This window comes from Sagittula sp., from assembly GCF_052825245.1.
Window position 1 is genome coordinate 46,361 of sequence record NZ_JBRBWD010000014.1, and the last position, 24,756, is coordinate 71,116.

General features: G+C 66.0%; 25 protein-coding genes. 11 read left to right on the forward strand and 14 right to left on the reverse strand.

What is annotated here, in order from left to right; genetic code table 11:
• Window positions 1-95: 95 nt before the first annotated feature.
• Window positions 96-2,570, reverse strand: coding sequence for a methyl-accepting chemotaxis protein (locus ACU0DV_RS03885; RefSeq protein WP_446242422.1), 2,475 nt, complete (start codon window positions 2,568-2,570; stop codon window positions 96-98).
• Between the two features lie 289 nt (window positions 2,571-2,859).
• Here ACU0DV_RS03885 and ettA point away from each other — a divergent pair, with 289 nt between their 5' ends.
• The 5 genes from ettA to ACU0DV_RS03910 all read left to right on the forward strand — a co-directional run bounded on the left by ettA (window position 2,860) and on the right by ACU0DV_RS03910 (window position 7,384).
• Complete coding sequence (gene ettA, locus ACU0DV_RS03890) at window positions 2,860-4,515, forward strand: energy-dependent translational throttle protein EttA (protein WP_100927807.1); 1,656 nt, start codon at window positions 2,860-2,862, stop codon at window positions 4,513-4,515.
• 91 nt (window positions 4,516-4,606) lie between these two features.
• Window positions 4,607-5,653, forward strand: a complete 1,047-nt coding sequence (locus tag ACU0DV_RS03895; RefSeq protein ID WP_446242423.1) for a glycosyltransferase family 2 protein — start codon at window positions 4,607-4,609, stop codon at window positions 5,651-5,653.
• A gap of 244 nt (window positions 5,654-5,897) precedes the next feature.
• Window positions 5,898-6,104: a cold-shock protein gene (locus tag ACU0DV_RS03900; protein WP_100927809.1), complete on the forward strand. Its 207-nt coding sequence runs from the start codon at window positions 5,898-5,900 to the stop codon at window positions 6,102-6,104.
• Window positions 6,105-6,443: 339 nt separating this feature from the next.
• The gene (locus ACU0DV_RS03905; RefSeq protein WP_005860647.1) at window positions 6,444-6,650 is read left to right on the forward strand and encodes a cold-shock protein; all 207 of its coding nucleotides are present in this window, start codon (window positions 6,444-6,446) and stop codon (window positions 6,648-6,650) included.
• Window positions 6,651-6,886: 236 nt separating this feature from the next.
• Entirely contained in the window at window positions 6,887-7,384 is a 498-nt protein-coding gene (locus ACU0DV_RS03910; RefSeq protein ID WP_254698342.1) for an RbsD/FucU family protein, read from the forward strand.
• A gap of 184 nt (window positions 7,385-7,568) precedes the next feature.
• Here the strand turns inward: ACU0DV_RS03910 and ureG are convergent, their stop codons facing one another.
• From ureG to ACU0DV_RS03970, 12 genes are all read right to left on the reverse strand, one after another.
• Window positions 7,569-8,171, reverse strand: coding sequence for an urease accessory protein UreG (gene ureG / locus ACU0DV_RS03915; protein ID WP_198521879.1), 603 nt, complete (start codon window positions 8,169-8,171; stop codon window positions 7,569-7,571).
• 5 nt (window positions 8,172-8,176) lie between these two features.
• Window positions 8,177-8,815, reverse strand: coding sequence for an urease accessory protein UreF (locus ACU0DV_RS03920; RefSeq protein WP_446242424.1), 639 nt, complete (start codon window positions 8,813-8,815; stop codon window positions 8,177-8,179).
• A complete protein-coding gene (locus tag ACU0DV_RS03925) occupies window positions 8,805-9,272 on the reverse strand; it encodes an urease accessory protein UreE (RefSeq protein ID WP_283982381.1) in 468 nt (155 codons plus the stop codon). The genes ACU0DV_RS03920 and ACU0DV_RS03925 overlap by 11 nt, the downstream gene beginning before the upstream one ends.
• Complete coding sequence (locus ACU0DV_RS03930) at window positions 9,269-9,856, reverse strand: hypothetical protein (protein WP_446242425.1); 588 nt, start codon at window positions 9,854-9,856, stop codon at window positions 9,269-9,271. The genes ACU0DV_RS03925 and ACU0DV_RS03930 overlap by 4 nt, the downstream gene beginning before the upstream one ends.
• Before the next feature lie 332 nt (window positions 9,857-10,188).
• Complete coding sequence (gene ureC / locus ACU0DV_RS03935; RefSeq protein WP_370311917.1) at window positions 10,189-11,949, reverse strand: urease subunit alpha; 1,761 nt, start codon at window positions 11,947-11,949, stop codon at window positions 10,189-10,191.
• 90 nt (window positions 11,950-12,039) lie between these two features.
• On the reverse strand, window positions 12,040-12,363 hold the full coding sequence (locus tag ACU0DV_RS03940) for an antifreeze protein (RefSeq protein ID WP_283982378.1): 324 nt from the start codon (window positions 12,361-12,363) through the stop codon (window positions 12,040-12,042).
• An 83-nt stretch (window positions 12,364-12,446) separates the two neighbouring features.
• Window positions 12,447-12,842 carry a carboxymuconolactone decarboxylase family protein gene (locus tag ACU0DV_RS03945; RefSeq protein ID WP_100927816.1) on the reverse strand — a complete coding sequence of 132 codons (396 nt, stop codon included), beginning with the start codon at window positions 12,840-12,842 and terminating at the stop codon, window positions 12,447-12,449.
• Complete coding sequence (locus ACU0DV_RS03950) at window positions 12,842-13,657, reverse strand: cyclase family protein (protein ID WP_446242426.1); 816 nt, start codon at window positions 13,655-13,657, stop codon at window positions 12,842-12,844. The genes ACU0DV_RS03945 and ACU0DV_RS03950 overlap by 1 nt, the downstream gene beginning before the upstream one ends.
• Window positions 13,658-13,701: 44 nt before the next feature.
• Complete coding sequence (locus ACU0DV_RS03955; protein ID WP_370311915.1) at window positions 13,702-14,007, reverse strand: urease subunit beta; 306 nt, start codon at window positions 14,005-14,007, stop codon at window positions 13,702-13,704.
• The gene (locus ACU0DV_RS03960; RefSeq protein WP_446242427.1) at window positions 14,004-14,174 is read right to left on the reverse strand and encodes a hypothetical protein; all 171 of its coding nucleotides are present in this window, start codon (window positions 14,172-14,174) and stop codon (window positions 14,004-14,006) included. Before ACU0DV_RS03960 ends, ACU0DV_RS03955 begins: the two co-directional genes overlap by 4 nt.
• Window positions 14,175-14,230: 56 nt before the next feature.
• Window positions 14,231-14,533 carry an urease subunit gamma gene (locus tag ACU0DV_RS03965; RefSeq protein WP_446242428.1) on the reverse strand — a complete coding sequence of 101 codons (303 nt, stop codon included), beginning with the start codon at window positions 14,531-14,533 and terminating at the stop codon, window positions 14,231-14,233.
• Window positions 14,534-14,537: 4 nt separating this feature from the next.
• A complete protein-coding gene (locus ACU0DV_RS03970; RefSeq protein WP_446242525.1) occupies window positions 14,538-15,314 on the reverse strand; it encodes an urease accessory protein UreD in 777 nt (258 codons plus the stop codon).
• 437 nt (window positions 15,315-15,751) lie between these two features.
• Between ACU0DV_RS03970 and urtA the strand changes: the two genes are divergently transcribed.
• From urtA to ACU0DV_RS04000, 6 genes are all read left to right on the forward strand, one after another.
• A complete protein-coding gene (gene urtA, locus ACU0DV_RS03975) occupies window positions 15,752-17,041 on the forward strand; it encodes an urea ABC transporter substrate-binding protein (RefSeq protein ID WP_283982373.1) in 1,290 nt (429 codons plus the stop codon).
• Window positions 17,042-17,155: 114 nt separating this feature from the next.
• The gene (gene urtB / locus ACU0DV_RS03980) at window positions 17,156-19,081 is read left to right on the forward strand and encodes an urea ABC transporter permease subunit UrtB (RefSeq protein ID WP_446242429.1); all 1,926 of its coding nucleotides are present in this window, start codon (window positions 17,156-17,158) and stop codon (window positions 19,079-19,081) included.
• A 353-nt stretch (window positions 19,082-19,434) separates the two neighbouring features.
• Window positions 19,435-20,616 carry an urea ABC transporter permease subunit UrtC gene (gene urtC, locus ACU0DV_RS03985; RefSeq protein ID WP_100927824.1) on the forward strand — a complete coding sequence of 394 codons (1,182 nt, stop codon included), beginning with the start codon at window positions 19,435-19,437 and terminating at the stop codon, window positions 20,614-20,616.
• Complete coding sequence (urtD, locus tag ACU0DV_RS03990) at window positions 20,613-21,353, forward strand: urea ABC transporter ATP-binding protein UrtD (protein ID WP_100927825.1); 741 nt, start codon at window positions 20,613-20,615, stop codon at window positions 21,351-21,353. The genes urtC and urtD overlap by 4 nt, the downstream gene beginning before the upstream one ends.
• A gap of 64 nt (window positions 21,354-21,417) precedes the next feature.
• Window positions 21,418-22,116, forward strand: coding sequence for an urea ABC transporter ATP-binding subunit UrtE (urtE, locus tag ACU0DV_RS03995; RefSeq protein ID WP_446242431.1), 699 nt, complete (start codon window positions 21,418-21,420; stop codon window positions 22,114-22,116).
• Window positions 22,117-22,240: 124 nt separating this feature from the next.
• Window positions 22,241-23,695 carry a methyl-accepting chemotaxis protein gene (locus tag ACU0DV_RS04000; protein ID WP_198521823.1) on the forward strand — a complete coding sequence of 485 codons (1,455 nt, stop codon included), beginning with the start codon at window positions 22,241-22,243 and terminating at the stop codon, window positions 23,693-23,695.
• 11 nt (window positions 23,696-23,706) lie between these two features.
• On the opposite strand, the gene ACU0DV_RS04005 is transcribed toward ACU0DV_RS04000, so the two are convergent.
• Window positions 23,707-24,750, reverse strand: a complete 1,044-nt coding sequence (locus ACU0DV_RS04005; protein WP_446242432.1) for a glucuronyl esterase domain-containing protein — start codon at window positions 24,748-24,750, stop codon at window positions 23,707-23,709.
• Window positions 24,751-24,756: the final 6 nt, after the last annotated feature.

Here is a 24,756-nt window from a genome sequence, read left to right on the forward strand (position 1 = left end):
AATCGCGGGTCCTGTTCCTGCGTGGCTCCTGTTTTCAGGCCTACGCATTCCCGGGGCCCGGATCAAGCGGATCGCCGTCAAGCCGCTGCCGTTTCTCAGAAATCCTGCCAGAGCGGCGCGGCTCCGCCGGCGGCTGCACGGACCGGGGACGCGCTTTTCGCAGGCAGGGGCCGTGCATCGGCGCTGTCCCAGCCGAGGTCCGCGGTGTCGGCATGGCCGCCGCCGGACGCGGCGGGCCGGGCGGCCCTGGGCTGGGTCTTCTGTGCGGCGCGCTTCGGCGCGGGGGCCTTCTCGGACACGGCTGCGGCCGGGCCTGCGTCCCTCGCCACCGGCCGGGGCTTTGTCCCCGGGGTGCCCTGGGTGCGGAACCGCGCCACGAGGCTGCGCAGCCCCACCGCCTTGTCCTTCAGCCCGCGGCCCGAGGCCACGCTCTCCTGCACCATCGCGGCGTTCTGCTGGGTCACCTGGTCGAGCATGGAGATGCCGTTGTTGATCTCGCCGATGCCCTGCGCCTGCTCTGCCGCGCCGACCGCGATGTGCTGCACCCGTTCGGAGACCGAGACGACCTCGTGCAGGATGCCCTCCATCGCGGTGCCCAGTTCCGACACCAGCCGCACGCCGTTCGACACGTTCTCGCTGGAGTTGGTGATCAGGCTGCGGATTTCCGACGCGCTGTCCGACGACCGCTGCGCCAGTGCGCGCACCTCGGAGGCGACCACTGCAAAGCCGCGCCCGACCTCGCCCGCCCGCGCGGCCTCGACGCCCGCGTTCAGCGACAGAAGGTTTGTCTGGAAGGCGATGTCCTCGATCACCCCGATGATCTGCGCGATCTGCTTCGAAGAGCTTTCGATCGCGCTCATGGCGTGCACCGCACGGCCCCGCACCTCTTCGCCGCGCTCCGCCTGGTCGCGGGCGACCCCGATGGCGCCGACGATCTCCTTCGCGCCACGCGCGGTGGAATTCACACTGGCCGAAATCTGGTCCATCGCGGCTGCCGTCTCTTCCAGCGTGGCGGCCTGGTTCTCCGTCCGGGAGGAGAGCTGTTCCGCCCCCTCGCCCAGCCGGTCGATATCCGTCTCCATGGAGATCGCGCTGGAGCGCAACTCCTCGATGATCGCCGACAGCGACTCCGCCGTGGCGTTGAAGTGCTCCTTCAGCGGCGCGTAGTCGCCGTCCAGCGTCTGCCGGATCGCACAGTCCAGATCGCCGTCCGCCAGCTTGACCAGCGCCTCGCGCAGCGCCTCCATGGCCTTCGCCTGCTGAGCCGCCTTCTGCTGTTCGCGGGCATGCGCCGCCTCGACCTGGGACAGGTCCTCGCGGAAGCCGTTCAGCGCGCGGGCGATGTCGCCGATCTCGTCGGTCGTGCCGGCCTGCGCCACTTCCGTATGGTAGTCGCCGTCAGCAATCCGGCGCACGCTCTGCAGCAGGTCGCCGATCCGGCCCGTCAGCATCCGCGCCACCACGATCGCCACGCCCATCACCATGACAAGCACGATCAGCACCTGCGCCACGGTCGTGACGAACAGCCCGTTCTCGGTGGCCATCGCCTCCTCCCGGTCCTGCTCCATCACGATGTGCCAGTCCGTGCCGTTGACCTCGAAGCTGTCGGCCAGCGCCAGCGCCGGATTGCCCGACAGCCCCGTGACGTCGTCCGAAAAGAAGGTCTCGTTCTGGCGCGTCGCAATGACCTGCGGCAGGTCCGGCAGCGGGTCGAGGATGCCGTGCCCGCCCGGGTGCTGCGATGCGGTCAGCGCCAGCCCCTCGCCATTAACGGCGTAGATCAGGCCGGTCCGGCCAAGGAACGGCGTCTGTCCGAGGATCGTGCCGACCTCCTCGACCCTGATCTGCAGCGCCGCGACCCCCAGAAGAACGCCCTCCGCATTGAGCACAGGTGCGGCGACGAACTTGGCGGGCAGACCGTCCCTCGGGGCGTAGGCTTCTATCTCGGAGAACACCGCGTCGACGGCCTCCAGCGCCAGGGCCTCCCGGAAGACCCTGCCCAGAGCGCTGTCGGCATAGGGGCCGGTCACGAAATTCGTGGCGAACTCCGGTCCCTTGACGACCGAGTAGACGAGGTTGCCGTCGGGATCGAACAGGAAGAGGTCATTGTAGTCCCGCATCTGCTGGAACCGGCGCAGGTCCGGGTGGAACAGCGCATGCGCCTCCGACCAGAGCGATCCGTCGCGCGCCGTCATCAGCTCGTCCTTGGCCCCCACCGGGTTGGGGTTTTCGTCGATATAGAGCTGGCGGAGCGTCTCGTCCGGGTTCTCCCCCACAAGGCGGCGCGACCGCGTGAAGCGGTTCAGCGCATCCCCGGTGCTGTCGAATTCGGCCATCAGGATGATGTCCGTCTCGATCTGCGCCAGCCATTCCCGAAGCGCCACCTGGCGTTCTTCCATCACCGCCTCCAGCACCGCGCTGCGCCGCTCTTCCAGCGCCCGCGCCGCCTGCCAGTAGGCAAAGGCCGAAACGGCGAGGACGATCGCAAGCGTGGGCATCGCGATCTGCAGCGGAACCTTCCACTTCAGGTTCATCGCCTTGGTCTTGCGGGACAGGGTTTCGGACGTCATCGGCTTCTCCGGCGAAAAAGGGTCTGGACGGGCGCGGCCCTCCGGCCCCGTCGGTCCGGGCTATTCATGATCGCGAAGTCTTTAGATCGAATTAATCGAAAACCGATCACAGGAGCGCCGGGCCGGATCCCCGCGCGCCACCCTTCAGGTCGCTGCAATCGTTGGGAAAAATGACCGCCGCGCCGCTTTGCCGGCAGGGCGGCCCGCAGGTGTCCCGCCGCTCAGGATTGCACCTTCACGGCCCATGCGATACTGCGCACGAAACCGACACCCTCAGCGGAGCGATGTTATGGCCTCTTACCAGTACGTTTACCACATGGACGGCGTCTCCAAGACCTATCCCGGGGGCAAGAAGTGCTTTGAAAACATTCGCCTGTCCTTCCTGCCGGGCGTGAAGATCGGCGTCGTCGGCGTCAACGGCGCCGGCAAGTCGACCCTGATGAAGATCATGGCCGGCATCGACAAGGACTTCACCGGCGAGGCTTGGGCCGCAGAAGGCGCCAAGGTCGGCTACCTCCCGCAGGAGCCGCAGCTCGACGAGAGCCTGACCGTGCGCGAAAACGTCATGCTGGGCGTCGCGGGCAAGAAGGCGATCCTCGACAAGTACAACGAGCTGGCGATGAACTACTCGGACGAGACCGCCGACGAGATGGCCCAGCTTCAGGACCAGATCGACGCCGAGAACCTCTGGGATCTCGACAGCCAGATCGACGTCTCGATGGAGGCGCTGCGCTGCCCGCCGGACGACGCCAATGTCGCCACCCTTTCTGGCGGTGAAAAGCGCCGCGTCGCGCTCTGCAAGCTGCTGCTCGAAGCGCCCGACATGCTGCTGCTCGACGAACCGACCAACCACCTCGACGCCGAGACCATCGCCTGGCTCCAGCAGCACCTGATCGAGTACAAGGGCACCATCCTGATCGTCACCCACGACCGCTACTTCCTCGATTCGATCACCGGCTGGATCCTCGAACTCGACCGCGGCCGCGGCATCCCCTACGAGGGCAACTATTCCTCGTGGCTCGAACAGAAGGCCAAGCGGCTGGAACAGGAAGCCCGCGAGGACAAGGCCAAGCAGAAGACGCTGGAGCGCGAACTCGACTGGATCCGGCAGGGCGCCAAGGCCCGCCAGACCAAGTCCAAGGCGCGGATCCAGGCCTACAACGAGATGGCCAACCAGTCCGAGCGCGAACGCGTCGGCAGGGCGCAGATCGTCATCCCCAACGGCCCGCGCCTCGGCGCGAAGGTGATCGAGGTGGAGCACCTGAACAAGGCGATGGGCGACAAGCTCCTGATCGAGGACCTGTCCTTCTCGCTGCCGCCGGGCGGCATCGTGGGCGTCATCGGCCCCAACGGCGCGGGCAAGTCGACGCTCTTCAAGATGCTGACCGGGCAGGAAAAACCCGACGCCGGCACGGTGGAACTCGGCGACACCGTGCAGCTGTCCTACGTCGACCAGTCGCGCGACGACCTGAACGCCACCGACACCGTCTGGCAGGCGATCTCCGGCGGGGCCGAGGTGATCAAGCTGGGCGACGCCGAACAGAACTCCCGCGCCTACTGCGGGGCGTTCAACTTCAAGGGCGGCGACCAGCAGAAGAAGGTGGGCCAGCTCTCGGGCGGTGAACGCAACCGGGTGCACATGGCGCGCCTGCTGAAGGAGGGCGGCAACGTCATCCTGCTCGACGAACCGACCAACGACCTCGACGTGGAAACCCTCCGCGCCCTCGAGGACGCGCTCGTCGACTTCGCCGGCTGCGCCGTGGTCATCTCCCACGACCGCTTCTTCCTCGACCGGATCTGCACGCACATCCTGGCCTTCGAGGGCGAGGCGCACGTGGAATGGTTCGAAGGCAACTTCGAGGACTACGAAGAGGACAAGAAACGCCGCCTCGGCGCCGACGCCCTCGAACCGAAGCGCCTGAAGCACAAGAAGTTCACGCGCTGAGCAATATAGGGTGGGCGGCAAGCCCACCCTACCCTGCATTTTCAGCACGACCCGTTTTCAAATGACTTTCCGCCGAAGAGGACAGACGCCCATGGCCCGCAGACCGAATTCGGCGCGCACGTCCGGCGCATACCCCCTCTGGCGCGTCGTCTCGCGCAGGCCCCACAGGCGGCTCCTCTGCACCGGGATGGTCCGCAACGAGATCGACATCATCGAAACCTGGATCGCGCACATCACGTCGATCTTCGACCAGTGCATCATCTACGATCACCTGAGCACGGACGGCACCCGCGAAAAGCTGGTGGAACTGGCTGCCAGGCACCCGAACCTGGACGTCCGTCCCTTCGAAGAGCCAGAGCTGGCCCAGGGCCGGCTCATGACATCGGTGAAGAACGAGCTTTTGGCCAGGGGCGAAAGCGGCTGGCTGTTCTTTCTGGACGCCGACGAGTTCCTCGATGTCCGCTCCCGCAAGCACCTCAGCAGGACCCTGCGGCGCTGGTCGTTCAGACAATGCGTGCACTTGTTCTGGGACAACGCGGTCCTGCTGGAGAAGGGCAAGGTGCAGCCGCACAGCCGTATCGGCCGCTGGAACGACACGGCCATCTGGATCCGCAAGTCCGCGATCAACCTCGCGATTGCCGACAGGGACCTGACCGTCGCCCAGGGCAATCACCGGTTTCTCGGCAAGCACAAGTACGCCCGGTCCGTGAATTGCGGGATACGTGTCCTGCACCTGCCGATCCGCTCCACCGCGCAGCTCCGCGCGAAACTGGCGACGGGACTGGCCGCGAACGACCGGCTCGCGGACGGCGAAGGCTACGCCACGCACTGGCGCCAGATGGCGGATCTGGAGTCCGATCACGACGCCCTGCTGACCACCCTTGTCCATCACTACGGGTCCGAAGCCCTGAACGATGTCGTCCGCCAGCCCGCGCCGCCCCACGACCTGGAAACTCGGCTGTGCGATGCCGTGGCCTTTGGCGCACCGTCTGACGAAGTCCCCGCGCACTCTCAGGCACGCCCGATGCGGCTGGGAAAGCTGCTGTTCGCGAAGGGCGCCCGCCTCGGCAAACGGCGACACCGGATGCCCCCGGGCAGCCATGACCCCGAAGAGGGATCGTCGGCAGCCAGCCACTGATCGGCCCCCAGTGCCGCGATCCCGTTCCCCTGCCTGGGTCCGCCGACAGCGCACAGATACGCCGCTGACAGGCGACACACCTTCCCCCTTGCGTCCGGGCCCTCAACCTGTCATACGCCGTCTTGCTGCAGTTACCACTATCGCCTCCCTGTCTCCCTCATCCGGCGACAGAGCATCGATTTTGCTCTGACCTACGCCGGACCGTAGCGATTTTGCGTGCGGTAAATCTATCAGGAGACACACGATGGCCACTGGCACCGTGAAATGGTTCAACACCACCAAAGGCTTCGGCTTCATTCAACCGGAATCCGGCGGCAAGGATGTGTTCGTGCACATCTCTGCAGTCGAGCGCTCCGGCCTGACCGGCCTCGCCGACAACCAGAAAGTCAGCTACGAGCTGCAGACCGGCCGTGACGGCAAAGAGTCCGCAGGCAACCTCGAGCTGCTCTGACGACTCTGCCTTCGGGCAGAACCGGACGCAGGGAGAGTGCCCTCTCCCTGCGGCTCGGGCGCAGACCGCCGCGCCCGATGTCTACGCCGCCGAAAAGAACGGCGCCAGACGACGCAGATTTGACGCTCAGGCCGAAAAGCGCCTGTCGCGCTGCGCGTTCAACACAACGTTAACGCAATCTCTCTTGCTCAGAATCACCAGATCTGAGATACGATTGCCCTTGCTACGTTACCAGATCGCCTACCTGTCTCCCTCATACGGCGACAGAGCACCGATTTTGCTCTGACCTACGCCGACCCGCAGCACTCCCGCGTGCGGAACAAGACAGGAGACATCACGATGGCCAAAGGCACCGTGAAATGGTTCAACACCACCAAAGGTTATGGCTTCATCCAGCCGGATGAGGGCGGCAAGGACGTGTTCGTCCACATTTCCGCAGTCGAGCGTTCCGGCCTGACCGGCCTCGCCGACAACCAGAAAGTCAGCTACGAGCTGCAGACCGGCCGCGACGGCAAGCAGTCCGCAGGCAACCTCGAGCTGCTCTGAGCACGCTTTCGGGGCTCCGCGCCGCCCGCGCGACGGGGCCCCTCCCCTTCCGGCACCAGCACTGTCGAGCCGCAGGCTCCGGTCATGCCGGTCCCCTTACGAATGCAGACGATTCGGGGCGCTTTCGGCGTCTCTGAGACTGTGCGGCAGCGCCTCTCCCGAAAAGGTTACCAACCGGCCGGTTCGGGGGGCCAAACCGGCCGGGACTCACCTTTCGCAAAGGTTAACGCGGCAGGATGAACGGTGCGGACGCGCCATTTACACTTGCCAGTTTCGCCGTTCTCGCGCTTCATGGCGCCATGTTGCGCAATATCCCGGCTATCCTGTCCCCCGACATCCTCCACACGCTGCGTGCCATGGGCCACGGCGATGTGCTCGCCATCACCGATGCGAATTTCCCGGCCTATTCAATGGGCTGCAAGGTGCATCGCCTCGACGGCATCCCGGCGACCGACGTTCTGGACGCGGTTCTGACGCTGATGCCGCTCGACAGCTTCATCCCGGATCCCGCCTATACCATGCAGGTCGTGGGCGATGCGGACGCCGTGCCCGAGATTGTCGCGGAATTCCAAGGCATTATCGACCGCGTTTCCGATAACCCAACGAAGATTACCAGCGCCGAAAGATTCGCCTTCTACGACCGGGCCAAAAGTAGTTTCGCCGTGATTCAGACCGGGGAAACAAGACTTTACGGCAACATCCTGCTGACCAAGGGCATCATTCCGCCGGGGTGATCCTGCCACACTCCGGTCACGTATTCCGTACTGGTGGAACCTCCTGATAGAGCACAGGTTAATCTTGTCAAAGGAGGTGCCAAGAATGGCTCGCAAGACACGCAAACCGCAACCCGAACTGCCGGTGGCCCCGAAGCCCAAGTCGTGGCGTTTCACCGACTGGGCTTCGCTATAAGGCCTGGGTCTAGATCCCGGTAAGTGCCTGGATCTGCTGAACAACGTCATCAGCCCCGGTGCCCTGCCGCAGGCTGGTGAAGATAAAGGGACGACCGTCCCTGACCCGGGTGGCATCCTCACGCATCACGTCGAGCGAGGCCCCCACGTAAGGCGCAAGGTCGGTCTTGTTGATGACCAGCAGGTCCGAGCGCCGGATAGCAGGCCCGCCCTTGCGCGGGATCTCTTCTCCGGCAGCAACATCAATGACATAGACGGTAAAATCCGCCAGTTCCGGCGAGAAGGTGGCGCTCAGGTTGTCGCCGCCGGATTCGATCAGGACGACCTCCACTTCGGGGTGCCGCTCTACCATTTCCGCCACCGCGGCCAGGTTGATCGAGGCGTCCTCGCGGATTGCCGTATGCGGGCAACCCCCTGTTTCCACACCGATAATCCGGTCCATCGGCAGGATCTGCATGCGCATCAGCGCCTCTGCGTCCTCCTGCGTGTAGATGTCGTTGGTGATGACCCCGATCGAATAATCGTTCTTCAGACGCTCCGCGAGGCGGGCGGTCAGCGTCGTCTTGCCCGCACCGACCGGTCCCCCGATCCCGATGCGAAGCGGCCCGTTCATGGTTGTCACGATTGGAAAATCCTTACGTCCAGTGTCTCGTGTGTCATGGAGGCGATATCCGCCATGAAGCTGTTCGACCAGATCTCGCCACCTTCTGTCACGACGGTCTCCGCCACCGCGACACAGGGCGCCGACAGCGCGGCGATGATCCGTTGTGCATCGGTCTGGCCCAGCGGCATCAGCCGTTGTCCGCAGGCCACGAGGTTGCTCACAACCCCCTGAAGATAAAGGATGAGCAGCGGCCCAAGCTCCAGCCCCACGCGGCGCGCGGCATGGCCCAGGGCGACCGGCAGCACCACCGCGGGCACCTCGATCTGCCACACGTCGGAGGTTATCCGGGCAAAGGCCGCGCCCTGCCGCTCCGCCTCCCTCAGCCGGTCGGAGGAGGGCATGTAGGACCGCGCCAGCGCGTCCAGTTCGGCAAGCGGCAGGTCCTCGTGCCATGCCCGCGCGATCCAGACCGCGTCCGACCGTCCGCTGCCCACCTCGACCACGTCGCGCAGCCAGGCCTCCAGCGACCGGGCATCGTGCACGTGGCCGTCCGCGCAGGCGCGCTCCAGCCCCTGGGAAAAGGCGAACGATCCCAAGGGGTAGGACGGCGACAGCCATTGCGCGACCGTCAGGAGCCGGGGGTCAATGTGCATGGGCGGTATGGCCGTGTTCATGGCTGTGGGTGCGGCCATGCCCGTAGGCGCCGCCCTCGGGGGTAAACGGCCGCACGGCTTCGCGCACTTCGGCGCCGACGTGTTCGAGCATGTGGCGGATCACCGGATCACGCTGGATCACAAGATGGTCATCGAGGATCTGGCAGGGCGTGTGGCGGTTGCCGATGTGCCAGGCCAGACGCGCCAGCGGACCGCGGATTTCCAGCACCTCCTCGGCGGCGGCCCTCACCGCCACAAGCCGTCCGTCGCCCAGCTCCAGCGCATCGCCATCGTCGAGCGAGGTGGTCTTTTCCAGGTCGACCACAAAGGCCAGTCCGCTCTCGGCCACCAGCCGTTTGCGCCGCAGAAAGCGGCCGTCATAGTCCAGAACCACGGTCTCGGGGGCGCCTGCGCCCTCACCGCGTTTCAGGATCTGTGCCACGGGGATATCGTTCATTTCACTGCCTCGATCCGGTGATAGCTGTAGCGGTCGGTGGTCCCGTCATAGGTGCTGCCTGCGAAATACGCGATGCCCAGTTCGGGCAGATAATGCAGCAGATCCACGGTGTTGGAGTCGTCCTCCGAATAGCGGATCTCGATCGGGATCATGTCGTAGGTGCAGGCACCGAAGGTCGCGCGGGCCTGTGGTCCGAAGTCGTAGGACTGCACTTCGCGCTCGAGGCTGCCGTTCTCGTTGCGCAGCAGCTCGAACTGGGCGGTCGACCCCGGCACGGGCCGCGGCAGGTGCTCGGCATTCTGCGGGAAGGCATAGGTCATGCGGGTCGAGGGGTCCGGTTCCTTGCCCGCCATCTCCACGAGTTCCAGAAGGTAGACCCCCTGCCCCAGCAGCGTACGCGTCGCGCCGCCGTCGGCGTGCGAATAGATCGCTTCGACCACGCCGGGGCGCAGGCTGCGAAAGACCTCGCTGTCGCCCTCGTCCACGTCGAACCGGATGCCTGTCTCGAGGTCCGCGGCCACCGGACATTCCGCCGCCACCGGCCCCGCGACCAGCATCGCTGCCACCAAGCCCAAGATTCGCATCGGTATTCTCCCGCCGCGCGTGCCTCTGGCCGATGGAAAAACACGCGTCTTGTTCGATTTGATAACCAAGTTTTTACCCCATCGACTTAACCAGTTTCGCATGGGCAACAGGCAAATCATATCCCGCATCTCCACCTCCCTGGATTCCATCCGGGAGCGCATGCAGATGATCAAGGAACTCCATGTCGAGCTGTCCGGGCGAGAGCCCGTCTACTGCCCGCAAGGGTCCGGATCGCACCCTGCAAACGACAGGCGGGACGCCGCGGTGCACATGCCGCCGCGTTCCGCGATGACTGGCAGCGACCGGCGGCCCTGACCTTCCGCCCGGCACGTCAGAACAGGAAATACCTTTGTGCCATCGGCAGTTCGGTCGCCGGCTGGCACGTCAGCAGTTCGCCGTCCGCGCGCACTTCGTAGGTTTCCGGGTTCACCTCGATCTTCGGGGTCGCGTCATTCAGCTTCAGGTCCGCCTTGCCGATGCCGCGGGTGTTGCGCACCGCCACGGTGGACTTCGCGAGCCCAAGCGACGCCCCGATCCCTTCCGACTGCGCGGCTTCCGACACGAAGGTCACGGCAGAGTTCTCGACGCTGCGGCCGTAGGCGCCGAACATCGGGCGCGAATAGACCGGCTGCGGCGTCGGGATCGACGCGTTCGGATCGCCCATCTGCGCGCAGACGATTGTCCCGCCGATCAGCACCATCTCGGGCTTCACGCCGAAGAACGCCGGGTTCCAGAGCACAAGGTCCGCGCGCTTGCCCGCCTCGATGGAGCCGATCTCGTGCGCGATGCCATGCGCGATGGCCGGGTTGATCGTGTACTTGGCGATGTAACGGCGGACGCGGAAGTTGTCGTTATCGCCCTTCTCCTCCGACAGCCGCCCGCGCTGCTTCTTCATCTTGTCCGCGGTCTGCCAGGTGCGGATCAGCACCTCGCCGACACGGCCCATGGCCTGGCTGTCGGACGCGATGATCGAGAACGCGCCCATGTCGTGCAGGATGTCCTCGGCGGCGATGGTCTCGCGCCGGATGCGGCTTTCGGCAAAGGCCACGTCCTCGGGGATCGACTTGTCGAGGTGGTGACAGACCATGAGCATGTCGAGGTGCTCTTCGATGGTGTTCACGGTGAAGGGCCGCGTCGGGTTGGTCGAGGACGGCAGCACAAACGACTCGCCGCAGATCTTGATGATGTCGGGGGCGTGCCCGCCGCCCGCGCCCTCGGTATGGAAGGCGTGGATGGTGCGGCCCTTCATGGCCTTCACGGTATTCTCGACAAAGCCGCTCTCGTTCAGTGTGTCGGTGTGGATCATCACCTGCACGTCCCAGTCGTCCGCCACCGAGAGGCAGCAGTCGATGGCGCCGGGGGTGGTGCCCCAGTCCTCGTGCAGCTTCAGCGCGCAGGCACCGCCCTTGATCTGCTCGATCAGCGCAGCAGGCAGCGACGCGTTCCCCTTGCCTGCAAAGGCGAGGTTCATCGGAAAGGCATCCGCCGCCTGCAGCATACGGCCAAGGTGCCACGGCCCCGGCGTACAAGTGGTGGCAAGCGTACCATGCGCGGGGCCGGTGCCGCCGCCCAGCATGGTGGTCAGGCCGGAGTGCAAAGCGTCCTCGATCTGCTGCGGGCAGATGAAGTGGATGTGGCTGTCGAACCCGCCTGCCGTCAGGATGCGCCCTTCGCCCGCGATGGCCTCCGTTCCGGGGCCGACGATGATGTTCACGCCCGACTGGGTGTCCGGGTTGCCCGCCTTGCCGATGGCCGCGATGCGCCCGTCCTTCAGCCCCACGTCCGCCTTGTAGACGCCGGTCCAGTCGACGATCAGCGCGTTGGTGATGACGGTGTCGACAGCGCCCTCGGCCCGGGTGACCTGGCTCTGGCCCATGCCGTCGCGGATCACCTTGCCGCCGCCGAACTTGACCTCTTCACCATAGACTGCGGCGTTGGCGCCGCTGCCACCGCTGACCGCGGCGCCCACGGCTTCGGCGGTCAGGTCGCGTTCGACCTCGATGATCAGATCGGTGTCGGCCAGGCGCAGGCGGTCCCCCGTGGTGGGACCGAACATGGCGGCATAGTCTGCGCGTTTGATGGACGTCGGCATTCCTGTAATCTCCCTCGTTCGCCGGTCTGCCCACGCAAGGCGCCCCGGCGGCTTGTTCTTTCCGGTCTCACCGGCCGCAAGGCGTCCCTCTCAGGGCCGCCGGAATCCTCTTCGCGACAGCCGGCGCCGGTTTTCCCGGGCGGCCCTGTCGAACGGCAGCACCACGGCGTCATAGACCGCGTCCGGCGCCTCGCCCCGCCACGCCGCCCGGATCATCCCGTGCCCGGCCTCGACCATCGCGGCCTGCTTTTCCGAGACCATGCGCGTGTTCTCGGACGCAGGCACCGACCAGATACCCATGAAGCCGAGCGTGCGCATGGTGATGACAGCCGAGGCCTCGGCCGCCATGAGGGCCAGCATGGCCTGACGTTCCGCGACGCGGAGATAACAGGTGAGCGGGGAAGAGGACTGCACGAAAATGCTCCTGTAGGAAAAGGCAGAGAGGCTGCGGCGCGCGCTCCCTGCAGGGTTGACATACCTCCCACTCACGCCCCCGGTCATGCCTTGAACGCCTCGTCGACCGGGACCTGCAACGCGTTGACGATCCCGTTCGTCTGCATGGCCATTCCGATCACCGCCAGAAGCTCGCCATGCATCTCTTCGGTCATGCCCTTCGCTTTGGCGGCGGCGCTGTGCGAATGGCAGCAGTATTCGCAGCCGTTCGCAGCCGAGACGGCGACATAGATCATCTCCTTCGTCAGCGGGTCGAGCGCCCCGGGCGCCATCACCACCTTCAGCCGCTCCCAGGTCGCCTGCAAGAGCGGCGGGTCGTTGGCCAGCGCGCGCCAGAAGTTATTGACGAAGTCGGTCCCCCGCACGCGGCGGATGTCGTCGAAGACGGCGCGGGCCGTCTCCGACAGGTCCTCGTCGGACAGGAGGGGGACAACCGCCATCAGACGACCGCCAGCACGCGGGCCGGGCCGCCCGTGCCCGCCTCGTGCTTCGGCGCGCCGACAAACAGCGTCGCGCCGGTGGCCGGCAACTGGCCCAGCCCTTTCAGGTTCTCGATCCCGTAGCGCCCGGCGGGCAGCCAGGAATAGTGCACGGCGAAGTCGGCGGAGTTGCCGGGGTCGAGCGAAAGCGTGTCCACCCCGATCGAGGCCACGCCCATATCCAGCAGCATGTCGGTCGCGGACTTCGCGAACCCCGGGAAGGCAAAATTCCCTTCGGCGTTGGTGCGATAGGCGTCGCTGCCCATCTTCTCTTCCCAGCCTGAGTTCATCGCCACGCAGGCGCCCTCGGGAATGTCACCGTTGGCCGAGATCCACGCCTCGATGTCCTCGGCCTCGACCATGGCGTTCGGGTCCTCGGTGGCCTTCGCGGTGATGTCGACCACGCAGAGCGGGCACATCAGGCTCTCCGGCGCGAGTTCGTCGACCGAATCTGCGCCTTCCGCGAAATGCGCGGGCGCGTCGATGTGGGTGCCCGAATGCTCGTAGAAGGTGACCTTCCAGATCTTGTAGCCGTCCGCGGCATAATCTTTGTCCGGTTCGAACATGATGCCTGGGTTGCCGTCGAAAGTCGGGAACTCGGGCGTCAGCGTCCATGTAAGGTCGACGACCTTCCCCGACGACTGCGCCAGCGCCGGCCGCGCGGTCACCGCACCGGCGGCGACGGCGGCCACCCCCGCCGCGGCGCTACGGCGAAAGAAATCGCGTCGGGAAAAGGCGGACTTCCGCACGTTCTCGATCAGGCAGGCGTTGCACATGACTTGGTACTCCCGGTTGGTGGTATGAGGCCGGTTACGCCCTTTCAGAGGGCGCCCATGACCTTCTGGTTGAATCCGTAGACGTGGCGCGACCCGCCGATGGGGATCAGGTTGACCTCCCGCCGCTGACCGGGCTCGAACCGCACCGCGGTCCCCGCCGCGATGTCGAGCCGCATGCCCCGCGCCGCCTCCCGGTCGAAGTCGAGCGCCGGGTTGGTCTCTGCGAAATGGTAGTGCGACCCCACCTGAACCGGCCGGTCGCCGGTGTTCGCGACCATGATCGTGATCGCCTCGCGGTCCGCGTTCAGCACGATCTCGCCCTCGGCGGGAAACAGCTCTCCGGGGATCATCTGGTCCACCGCGCCACGATGATCGCCGCGACCACCAGCACCGCCGCCGCCGTCATGGCCAGCCAGCCCTCGGACCCATGCGGGTGCATGTGCGCCCCGGCCTCATGTGCCACTGCGGGCGCCGCCACCATCACGGCCGTTGCCGCCAGTCCCATTGCTGTCTTCATCTCGATGTCCCCTGTTTCTCTGCTTTCCAAATACTCAATCGACGCCCGCCGCCCGCTCAGCGGATCGGGTTGTGCACCGTCACCAGCTTGGTCCCGTCGGGAAAGGTCGCCTCGACCTGCACCTCGTGGATCATCTCGGCGATGCCTTCCATGCACTGCTCGCGGCTGACGACCTCTGCCCCGGCCTGCATCAGGTCGGCCACGGACCGGCCGTCGCGCGCGCCTTCGACGACCGCGTCGGTGATCAGCGCGATGGCCTCCGGGTGGTTCAGCTTCACACCGCGGGCCAGCCGCTTGCGTGCCACCTCGGCGGCCATGGCCACCAGAAGCTTGTCCCTTTCGCGGGGGGTCAGTTGCATGCCGTCAAAGTCTCCATGATACGGGCAGCCCGTGGCCGGACAGCAGGTCCAGCGCGGGCAGAAGGGTCTTGCGCAGCGTGAAGCCGTCCTCGGCCAGCACGCGCGCCACAAGCACGTCGGGGCGCAGGAGGGAAGCGCCGCCGGTTACGGGCAGATGCGACCGGAGCTGGGCCAGCCGCCCCTCCGCATCCGCACCGACGTATACAATGCAGGCCATGGCACCGGCGCCGCCGCCCACCGCGGGCCGCGCCATCTGCACGGTCAGGTCGCCTTCAAGCCGCACCGCATCGGAATAGAGCGGCACGCCGTCGCGGCGGATCTCGATCCGGTCGCGCAGCGCTGCGTCGTGCAGCCGTTCGCCCATGGCCGCGCGCCCGAAGATCACCGGCTCCACCAACAACAGGCGGGCCTCGCCATGCAGGTCGGCGCGCAGGCTGCGCTGCAGCCGGGCGCCTTCGAAGAGGATCAGTTCCTGCGGCAGCCAGTCGATGCGGCCCCCCGCATGCACCGTCAGCCGCGTATCGACCCGCGCCCAGCCGGAGGCCGAACGATACGCCCGCTCCGCCGCCTGGGTGGTCAGCGTCAGGCGGGCGCCGGCGCCTGCCTCCGCGACCTGCGCCAGGCGGTCGCCGCCGGTCAGCCCGCCGGATGTGTTGATCAGGATGGCCTCGACGGCCTCGGCATTGCGCGGAAACAGCGTCTTCAGGCAGCCGGACGTCCGCAGCCGGTCGATGGCAGAGACACCGCCCCGCGACTTGGCCGACAGCACGAGATCGCCCACCGCCCTCGGCTGGGCGTTCGGGGCGCTTGCGGGCGCCTCCACATCCTCGCGCTGATGAAATGTCACGCGGGTCCCCCGTCTTCCACTTGCACAATTCGTAGACGCCATCCGGCTGTCAGAACAACGATTCCCCAAAATTTTGGCAACCGACCCCGAAATTCCGCCCATATTTTGATCACTCCCCCAAATATCAGGTCATTTCGTGGGCACACCTTGCGATTCACCATGCGTCACCCGCGCCGTGATTGACCGAACATCGTCTCGCGCCCCCAAGTGACGCTGCCCCTGCAGATGTGACGGATTTCGTCGGGCTTCAGAGGGCGTGCGAAAGCCCAGGATCATCGCCTCGATCACGCTGCCGCACGGGATGCAACAGGAACGCGAGGGACAGGAGCGCGCCTTGCCGCGCCGAGGGACACCTTCGCAGGGAGACAAGAATGAACAGATTCACCAAACTTCTCGCCGGCGCTGCCACCACGGCGATCATTGCCGGCACCGCTTCCGCGCAGGACTGCGCAGAGCCGATCAAGGTCGGCGTCCTCCACTCGCTGTCCGGCACCATGGCCATTTCCGAGACCACCCTGAAGGACACCATGGAAATGCTGGTGGCCGCGCAGAACGAAAAGGGCGGCGTGCTGGGCTGCGAACTCGAAGCCGTCGTGGTCGACCCTGCCTCCGACTGGCCGCTCTTCGCCGAGAAGGCGCGCGAGCTGCTGACCGTTCACAATGTGGACGTGATCTTCGGCAACTGGACCTCCGTGTCGCGCAAGTCCGTGCTGCCCGTGATCGAAGAACTGAACGGCCTGCTGTTCTACCCGGTGCAGTACGAAGGCGAAGAGAGCTCCAAGAACGTGTTCTACACCGGCGCCGCGCCGAACCAGCAGGCGATCCCGGCCGTGGACTACTTCCTTGAGGAACTGGGCGTCGAGAAATTCGCCCTGCTCGGCACCGACTACGTCTATCCGCGCACCACGAACAACATTCTCGAGTCCTACCTGAAGGACAAGGGCATCGCCGCGGAAGATATCTTCGTGAACTACACCCCCTTCGGCCACTCGGACTGGGCGACCATCGTGTCCGACGTCGTGGCGCTGGGTGAAGACGGCAAGCAGGTCGGTGTGATCTCCACCATCAACGGCGACGCCAACATCGGCTTCTACAAGGAACTGGCCGCGGCAGGCATCTCTGCCGACGACATCCCGGTCGTCGCCTTCTCCGTGGGCGAAGAGGAACTGTCGGGTCTGGATACCTCCAACCTCGTCGGCCACCTCGCCGCGTGGAACTACTTCATGTCCGCCGACACCGAGGCCAACGCCGAGTTCATCGAGCAGTGGCATGCCTTCATCGGCGACGAGAAGCGCGTGACCAACGACCCGATGGAAGCCCACTACATCGGCTTCAACATGTGGGTGAACGCGGTTGAGCAGGCCGGCACCACCGATGTCGACGCCGTGCGCGAAGCGATGTGGGGCCAGGAATTCCCGAACCTGACCGGCGGCACCGCCGTGATGGGCGTGAACCACCACCTCTCCAAGCCGGTCCTGATCGGCGAGATCCGTGCAGACGGCCAGTTCGACATCATCTCCTCGACCGAGCCGGTCCCGGGCGATGCATGGACCGACTTCCTGCCGGAATCCGCGGTGCTCGAGTCCGACTGGAAAGACCTCCAGTGCGGCATGTACAACACCGAGACCTCCACCTGCGTGCAGATCAAGTCCAACTACTGATCTCCTGACGGCGGCGGCGCCACGCGCGCCGCACGCCATCCGGACAGTACGCCGGCATGGCGGGGCACTGACCCCGCCATGTCTCCCGATCTTCCCCATATACAGGCGCTCGCCATGCTTCGTGCCCTCCTCGCGGTTCTCCTGTTGCTCGGACTGCCCGCAACAGCCCATGCCCAGGACCTCCAGTCGATCCTGCAGGAGCACCAGGCAGAGCTGGCCAAGCCCTCCCGCACCAAGGTCGGCCCCGCGCTCGAGGCGCTGACCGCCTCCGGGCTGCCCTCCGTTCCGGTGTTCCTCGAAAGCCTGCGGGACAAGCAGGTCTGGGTCGCCGATGACGGCACCTTCTACATCGTCCGCAAGAAGACCGTGCTGGACGTGGCCACCGCCGAACCCGTGCCCGAGGTGGAGCTTGCCTCCCTCGACCAGATCAAGCCCAACGGCGGCGTCCGCAAGGTGATCTCCGAGGCGCTGGTGCAGTTCCAGCTTTCCGATCCCGACATCGTCCGCCGCCGCGACGCGCTCGACGCCATATCGCGCAACCTCGATCCCTCGCAGATGGAGCCCCTCGCCCGGTCCATCGAGGACGAACCCGACCCCGCCCTCAAGCGCCGCAAGGAACGGCTGATGAACTACCTCGCCGCACGTTACGGCGAAAACGACGAGGCCCGGATCGAGGCCATCACATCCCTCTCCGACGACCTCTCCGTCGACGGGCGGGCCGTGCTCTCACAGATCCTCGCAACCCAGACGGAGATCGCGCAGGAGGTGCCCGACGATGCCAACGTCGCCCGCGTCCTGGAGATCGGATCGGATCTGAGGCGCGAACAGGCCTACGCCATGATCGGCGAGGAAACCGACCTGCCGCCGATCCTGAGCGCCTCGCAACTGAGGTCCGCGCTGGAAACGCAGGTCGAGGACAACAAGATCGCCGGTGTCTCGATCAACACGCTGAACACCCAGGCCGCACGCGAAGAAGCCTACGACCGGCTCGCCACCGAAGGCGCCCTGCCGCCGCGCGCCACCCCCGAGGGCATCGACGCCACGCTCGCCAGCTGGACGATCTACGAGACCTACCGAGAGAACAACAAGGCGATCACCGACGCCGCGAACGAGGCGCAGGCTGGCGTGCAGACCCGTGTCGCCGCCAGCCAGACCGCCGACCTCGCGCTCGACGCGCTGTCCCTGGCCTCGATCTACTTCCTCGCCGCCATCGGGCTCGCCATCACCTTCGGCGTCATGGGTGTCATCAACATGGCCCATGGCGAATTCATCATGATGGGCGCCTACACCGGCTACGTGGTCCAGCAGTTCATCCCGAACTATACCGTGTCGCTGATCGTGGCCCTGCCGCTGGCCTTCGCGATCACGTTTGCCGCGGGCGTCGCCATGGAGCGGCTGGTGATCCGCTGGCTCTACCATCGCCCGCTGGAAACCCTGCTCGCGACCTTCGGGATCTCCATCGCGCTGCAGCAGCTCGCCAAGAACATCTTCGGCACGCAGGCCCGCCCGCTGACCTCGCCCTCCTGGCTCGATGGCGCCTGGCAGATCAACGAGGTCATCGCGATCTCCTACATCCGCATCGCGATCTTCGTGCTGGCGCTCTTGTTCCTCGGCCTGCTCCTCTTCATCCTGAAGAAGACCCGCCTCGGGCTCGAGGTCCGGGCCGTCACCCAGAACCCGCGCATGGCTGCGTCGATGGGCATCAATCCCGACCGCATCAAGATGATGACCTTCGGCCTGGGCTCCGGCATCGCGGGCATCGCCGGCGTGGCCATCGGCCTTTATGCCAAGGTGACCTCGGAAATGGGCTCCGACTACATCGTGCAGTCCTTCATGACCGTGGTCGTGGGCGGCGTCGGCAACGTCTGGGGCACGCTTGCGGGCGCCGGCCTCATCGGCATCCTGCAGAAGGGCATCGAGTGGTTCAACCCGTCCAACACGCTGGCGGCGCAAACCTACATGATCCTCTTCATCATCCTCTTCATCCAGTTCCGTCCCAAGGGCATCGTCGCCCTCAAGGGCCGCGCGGCAGGAGACTGATCACGATGCGCTCCCTCTTCACCTCCGTCCCGCCCGGCTACCCCGTCACCGCGGCCTTCGGCGACGCGCCCGAGGACACGCCGCTCCAGGCGCCTTCATCTTGGCTGAAATACCTCGGGGTGAATGCCGCAGGCAGAGGGGCAGAGCCCCTTTCGGCCGCGCATCGCGCGGCCGCCCACGGCGTCCACATCCTCCTCTGGTGCGCCGCCGTGGAACGTTCCCCTCCCCCTTCCCCCGCCGCCCCCGCCCCCCCCCCCCCCCCCCCCCCGGCGGCCCCCCCCGCGCCCCCCCGCCCCCGGGCGGCCCGGCCTGCCGGGGCGCAACACCTCCCCCGCCGACCGCGGAGCCGATACATGACCAAAGCCCGACCGACACACCGCAGCTTCTTCGCGCAGAACCCCTCGATCCTCTGGTTCATCGCCATCCTCGGGCTGTTCACCCTCGTCGTGACGGTGACATCCGAGGCCTTCGGCACCGGCCTGATCTCCACCTCCTTCGTGAAGACGCTGGGCAAGACGCTCTGCCTCTGCCTGATCGCCATCGCCATGGACGTGGTCTGGGGCTACTGCGGCATCCTCTCGCTCGGACACTTCGCGTTCTTCGGGATCGGCGGCTACGCCATCGGCATGTGGCTGATGTACGCCCGGACCGAGACCATCGTCGCCCGCTCCATGTCGAACCAGGTCATCCCGCCCACGGGGCAGGAGATCTCGGACGCCATCGCCTCGCAGATCTTCGGCGTCGTCGGCGCGTCGGAGTTCCCGCCGATCTGGGCCTTTGCGCATTCGCTGCCGCTGCAGCTCCTGATGGTCATCGTCGTGCCGGGCCTCCTGGCGCTGGTCTTCGGCTGGCTGGCCTTCCGGTCGCGCGTCACCGGCGTCTACCTGTCGATCCTGACCCAGGCAATGACGCTGGCGCTGTCGCTCTACCTCTTCCAGAACGACAGCGGCCTGCGCGGCAACAACGGTCTGTCGGGCCTGCAGAACATCCCCGGCGCAACGGACGTGCCGCAAAGCGTCATCTCCGTCTACTTCCTCTGGGCCTCCGCGCTGGCGCTGGGTCTGGGCTACGTGCTCTTCGCCTTCGTGACCTCGGGCAAGATGGGCTCCGTCATTCGTGCCATCCGCGACGACGAGCGGCGGGTGCGGTTCCTCGGCTACCACGTGGAAAGCTACAAGCTCTTCGTCTTTACCCTGACTGCCGTGGTCTCGGGCATCGCGGGCGCCCTCTATTATCCGCAGGCGGGCATCGTGAACCCGGCCGAGATCGCCCCCATTGCGTCGATCTACCTTGCCGTCTGGGTGGCCATCGGCGGGCGCGGCCGGCTCTACGGTGCCGTGCTGGGTACCGTCTTCGTCACACTCCTGTCGAGCTGGTTCACCGGCGGCGGCGCGCCCGACATCAACCTCGGGTTCTACACCGTCAAGTGGACCGACTGGTGGCTTGTGCTGCTCGGCTTCTCCTTCGTGGCGGTCACCCTTTTCGCCCCGCAGGGCCTTGGCGGGCTGGTCGACAAGATCGTGAGGAAATCATGAGCACCCTTCTCGAAATGTCCGGCGTCTCCGTCTCTTTCGACGGGTTCAAGGCGATCAACAACCTGTCCTTCCAGATCGGCGAACCGGAGATGCGGGCCATCATCGGGCCGAACGGCGCGGGCAAGACCACCTTCATGGACATCATCACCGGCAAGACCAAGCCCGACGAGGGGCGGGTGATCTGGGGCGACAAGAACATCTCCCTGCTCGGCATGTCCGAAAGCCAGATCGCCCGCGAAGGCGTGGGCCGCAAGTTCCAGAAACCCACCGTCTTCGAGGCCCAGACCGTACGCGAGAACCTCGCCATGGCGCTGAAGAACCCGCGCGGCCCCTTCGACGTGCTGTTCTACAAGAAGACCAGGCAAGGCGCCGAGCGGATCGAGGAGATCGCCGAACGCACCGGCCTGTCGGACAGCCTGAACCGCATCGCGGGCGAGTTGTCGCACGGCCAGAAGCAATGGCTGGAAATCGGCATGCTGCTGGCCCAGGAACCGCGCTTGCTGCTGGTCGACGAACCCGCCGCCGGCATGACCCCGGCAGAGCGCGAGAAGACAACCGAGATGCTGGTCGAGGCCGCCAAGACCCGCGCCGTTGTCGTCGTCGAGCACGACATGGAGTTCATCCGCCGCCTCGGCTGCAAGGTCACCGTGCTGTGCGAAGGGTCGGTGCTGGCCGAAGGCTCCATCGACCACGTGACCTCCGACCCGCAGGTCATCGAAGTCTACCTCGGGCGCTGAGGCCGATGCCCCGCCCCGCGCCACACCGCCAAGCCTTCCACGGCCCGCACTGACAGGACAGCCCATGCTCACGCTTTCCGACCTGACCCTGCACTACGGTCACAGCCAGATCCTCTACGACATCTCGATGGAGGCGAAGCCCGGCGCGGTCACCTGCCTGATGGGCACCAACGGGGTCGGCAAGACCTCGCTTCTGAAGGCGATCTCCGGCACGCATCCGCGCTCCGGCGGCACGATGATCCTGAACGGTCAGGACGTGCCGGCCTCCACCCCGCCACAGGCGCGGGCCCGCGCGGGAATCGGATACGTGCCGCAGGGCCGCGACATCTTCCCCCTGATGACGGTGCGCGAGAACCTCGAAACCGGGTATGCCTGCATCCCGAAGGATCAATGGACAATTCCAGACGAAATCTTCGAGCTTTTCCCGATCCTGAAGAGCTTCCTGAACCGCCGCGGCGGCGACCTGTCGGGGGGGCAACAACAGCAGCTCGCCATCGCCCGCGCGATGATCGCGCAGCCGAAGCTCCTGCTGCTGGACGAACCGACCGAGGGCATCCAGCCCAACATCATCAAGCAGATCGGCGAGGTGATCAAATACCTGCGGTCAAAGGGAGACATGGCCATCGTTCTGGTCGAGCAGTTCTTCGATTTCGCCTATGAGCTGGGCGACCATTTCGTCGCGCTGGAACGGGGCCGTGTGATCCATAACGCCACCCGCGCGGATACGGATCGCGACGAGCTTCTGGCCAAGGTATCGGTCTGATCTCGCGCCGGCATTCGCCTTAAATGCAAGGGACATTGGCGGTCGCGCAGCCGCTCCGGGCGACGGCTTGTTAATGGATTTGGGTTCACCTTGGGTCACCTCCAGCGAAGGGGACGGACAAGAGATGACCCACGATTTTGAAACCAAACTGAAAACTTACCAGCTTGACGGCGAACACCGCGAGATGTTGATCAAGGCTGGCGTGCTCCTCCTGCCGGAACTCGACACGGTGCTGGAAAATTTCTACGCCCGGGCGACGGCCAATCCCGAAACGGCTGCTTTCTTCGACGGGCCCGACCGCATGGCCTTTGCCCGGTCAGCCCAGAAGAAGCACTGGGAACGTATCCTGACCGCGCAGTTCGACGCCGAGTATTTCGCCTCGATCGAGCGGATCGGCCGAACACATGCGCGGATCAAGCTGCCGCTCGAATTCTACATGGCGTCCTATTCACAGGCGACGTCGGATCTGGTGTCGATCTTCCTGAAGAAGTGCCGCATCGGATTCCGCGGGCGTTCGGTGGACCTGATCCGCAACCAGATCGGCGTGCTGGTCCGCGCCTTCTCACTCGATATCGAGCGTGTGGTGGAGACGACCTTCATGGTCCTCGCCGAGGAACAGACCTGCGCCTTCCAGCACATCAACACCGCCATCGACAAGATGGCCGCCGGGGACCTGACGCATGTGATCCCATCGGCTGAGACAAGCGATTTCCCCGCCACCTTCGATCCGGTGCGGCGCAAGCTGAACGAGGCGACTTTCAAGCTCGGACAGACGCTGGCACAGGTGTCGGCGACGATGGACAGCCTGCTCGGCATGATTTCCGACGTGAACACCGGCACCTCCGACCTGTCGAACCGCACGGCCAGCCAGGCGGCATCGCTGGAGGAAACGGCGGCGGCGATCCACGAGCTGACAGAAAACGTCCGGCAATCGTCCGACAACACAAACCGGGCGAAGTCCGTGGCCGACGACGCGGCCCGCACGGCAGAGGCAGGCGCCGCCACGGTGGCCGAGGCCTCGGAGGCGATGGGCCGTATCCAGACCTCCTCCGACCGGATCACGCAGATCATCGGCATGATCGACGACATCGCGTTCCAGACAAACCTCCTTGCGCTGAATGCAGGGGTTGAGGCGGCGCGCGCAGGCTCCGCCGGACGCGGCTTTGCCGTCGTCGCCGAAGAGGTCCGGGTGCTGGCTGGCAACGCCTCCGACGCGGCCAAGCAGATCAAGGACCTCGTTTCGGCCAGTTCGCAGGAAGTGGGCTCCGGCGTGGACCTGATCCAGCGCGCGGCAGAGACGCTTCAGACCATCGTCCAGAACTTCGACCACGTGGCGCAACTGTCCACGGACATCGCCTCTGCCTCGCGCGAGCAGTCGACAGCCCTGAGCGAGGTCAACGCGGCCATCGCGCAGATGGACATGGTCACCCAGCAGAACGCCGCCATGGTCGACGAGACGACGACCGCGACGGAACGGATGCGGCAGGAGGCGACCGGGCTGCAGACGATCCTGATCAAGCTGAAGGTGCCGGAACTCGACGCCCCGGCGACGGTCAGCGCAACGTCACGGGCGGCCTGATCCGGGCCGCCTCAGAAACCCGCGGCGTCGAGGAAGTGCAGAAAGCGCATCCAGTCATGGGGCAGCATCTCGTGTCCGCCCGGGCGCAGATGCCACCCCGACGCCCCGCGCAGGATCTGTCGGCCCGGGTCCCACATGGACGCCACATCGGGCCAATCCTCTCCGCCGACCGTGGTGAGCGCCAGGTAACTGCCCACCGGATCGGCCCAGAGGTCGCCCACCGCACCGGACAGGTACAGCCGCCGCGGCGCGCAGAGAGCGAGCAGAGCCTGCTGATCCGGTACGCCAACGACCCCAGGACCACCCTGCCGAAGCCAGTGCGGAAACCTCCCGATCAGTTGCGCGCGGGTTTCGCCGATGCCGTGCGCCTCGGGCGCGGCACCGCAACAGCCGGACGCATTGGCCCAGACAGCCGTGATCTTGGTGTCCTGCGCCGCGGCCCAGAGCGACGCCTTGCCCAACCGCGAATGCCCGGCCACGGCAAGGCGCTTGGGGTCGAGTTCGGGCAAGCGCTGCGCCACATCGAGCAGCCGCATGATCGCCCAGGCCCAGAGGGAAATCGCACCGGCATCGGTTGCCCCGGTCAGCGGCCTCACCCCGGTCTCGTCCCAGGCAGCCTGCGAATCCGGCACCCACGACCCGTAGCAACTGACGAGCACCGCGTATCCCCGCTTGCAGAGCATCCTCACCGGCCAGCGATATCCGGACGCCCCGCGCTGGAACTCCTGCAATGTGCCATGCCCTCCCAGCGCCTCGGGCGCCTGCACCACGGCGTAGGGATCAGAGGGGAAAACGTCAGTGGTCGTGATGCCCACGGGACCAAGGAAGTCCAGCCCCGCCACCAGCGGAAACGGCCCGGCGCCCGGCGGCAACCACAATCCGGCATCGACCCGCAGGCGACGCACCCCGACCGTCACCTCGATCACGATCCGCTCCATGCCGGGTTCGGAGGTTGCGATGCGTTCGAACGACACGGCATCCGGCGGTGCGGGCAACGCACCGTAAAGGGCGTCGAAGTCCGCCACCCCGCCGGCCATCGCCGGCAGGGTTGTCAACCCGGT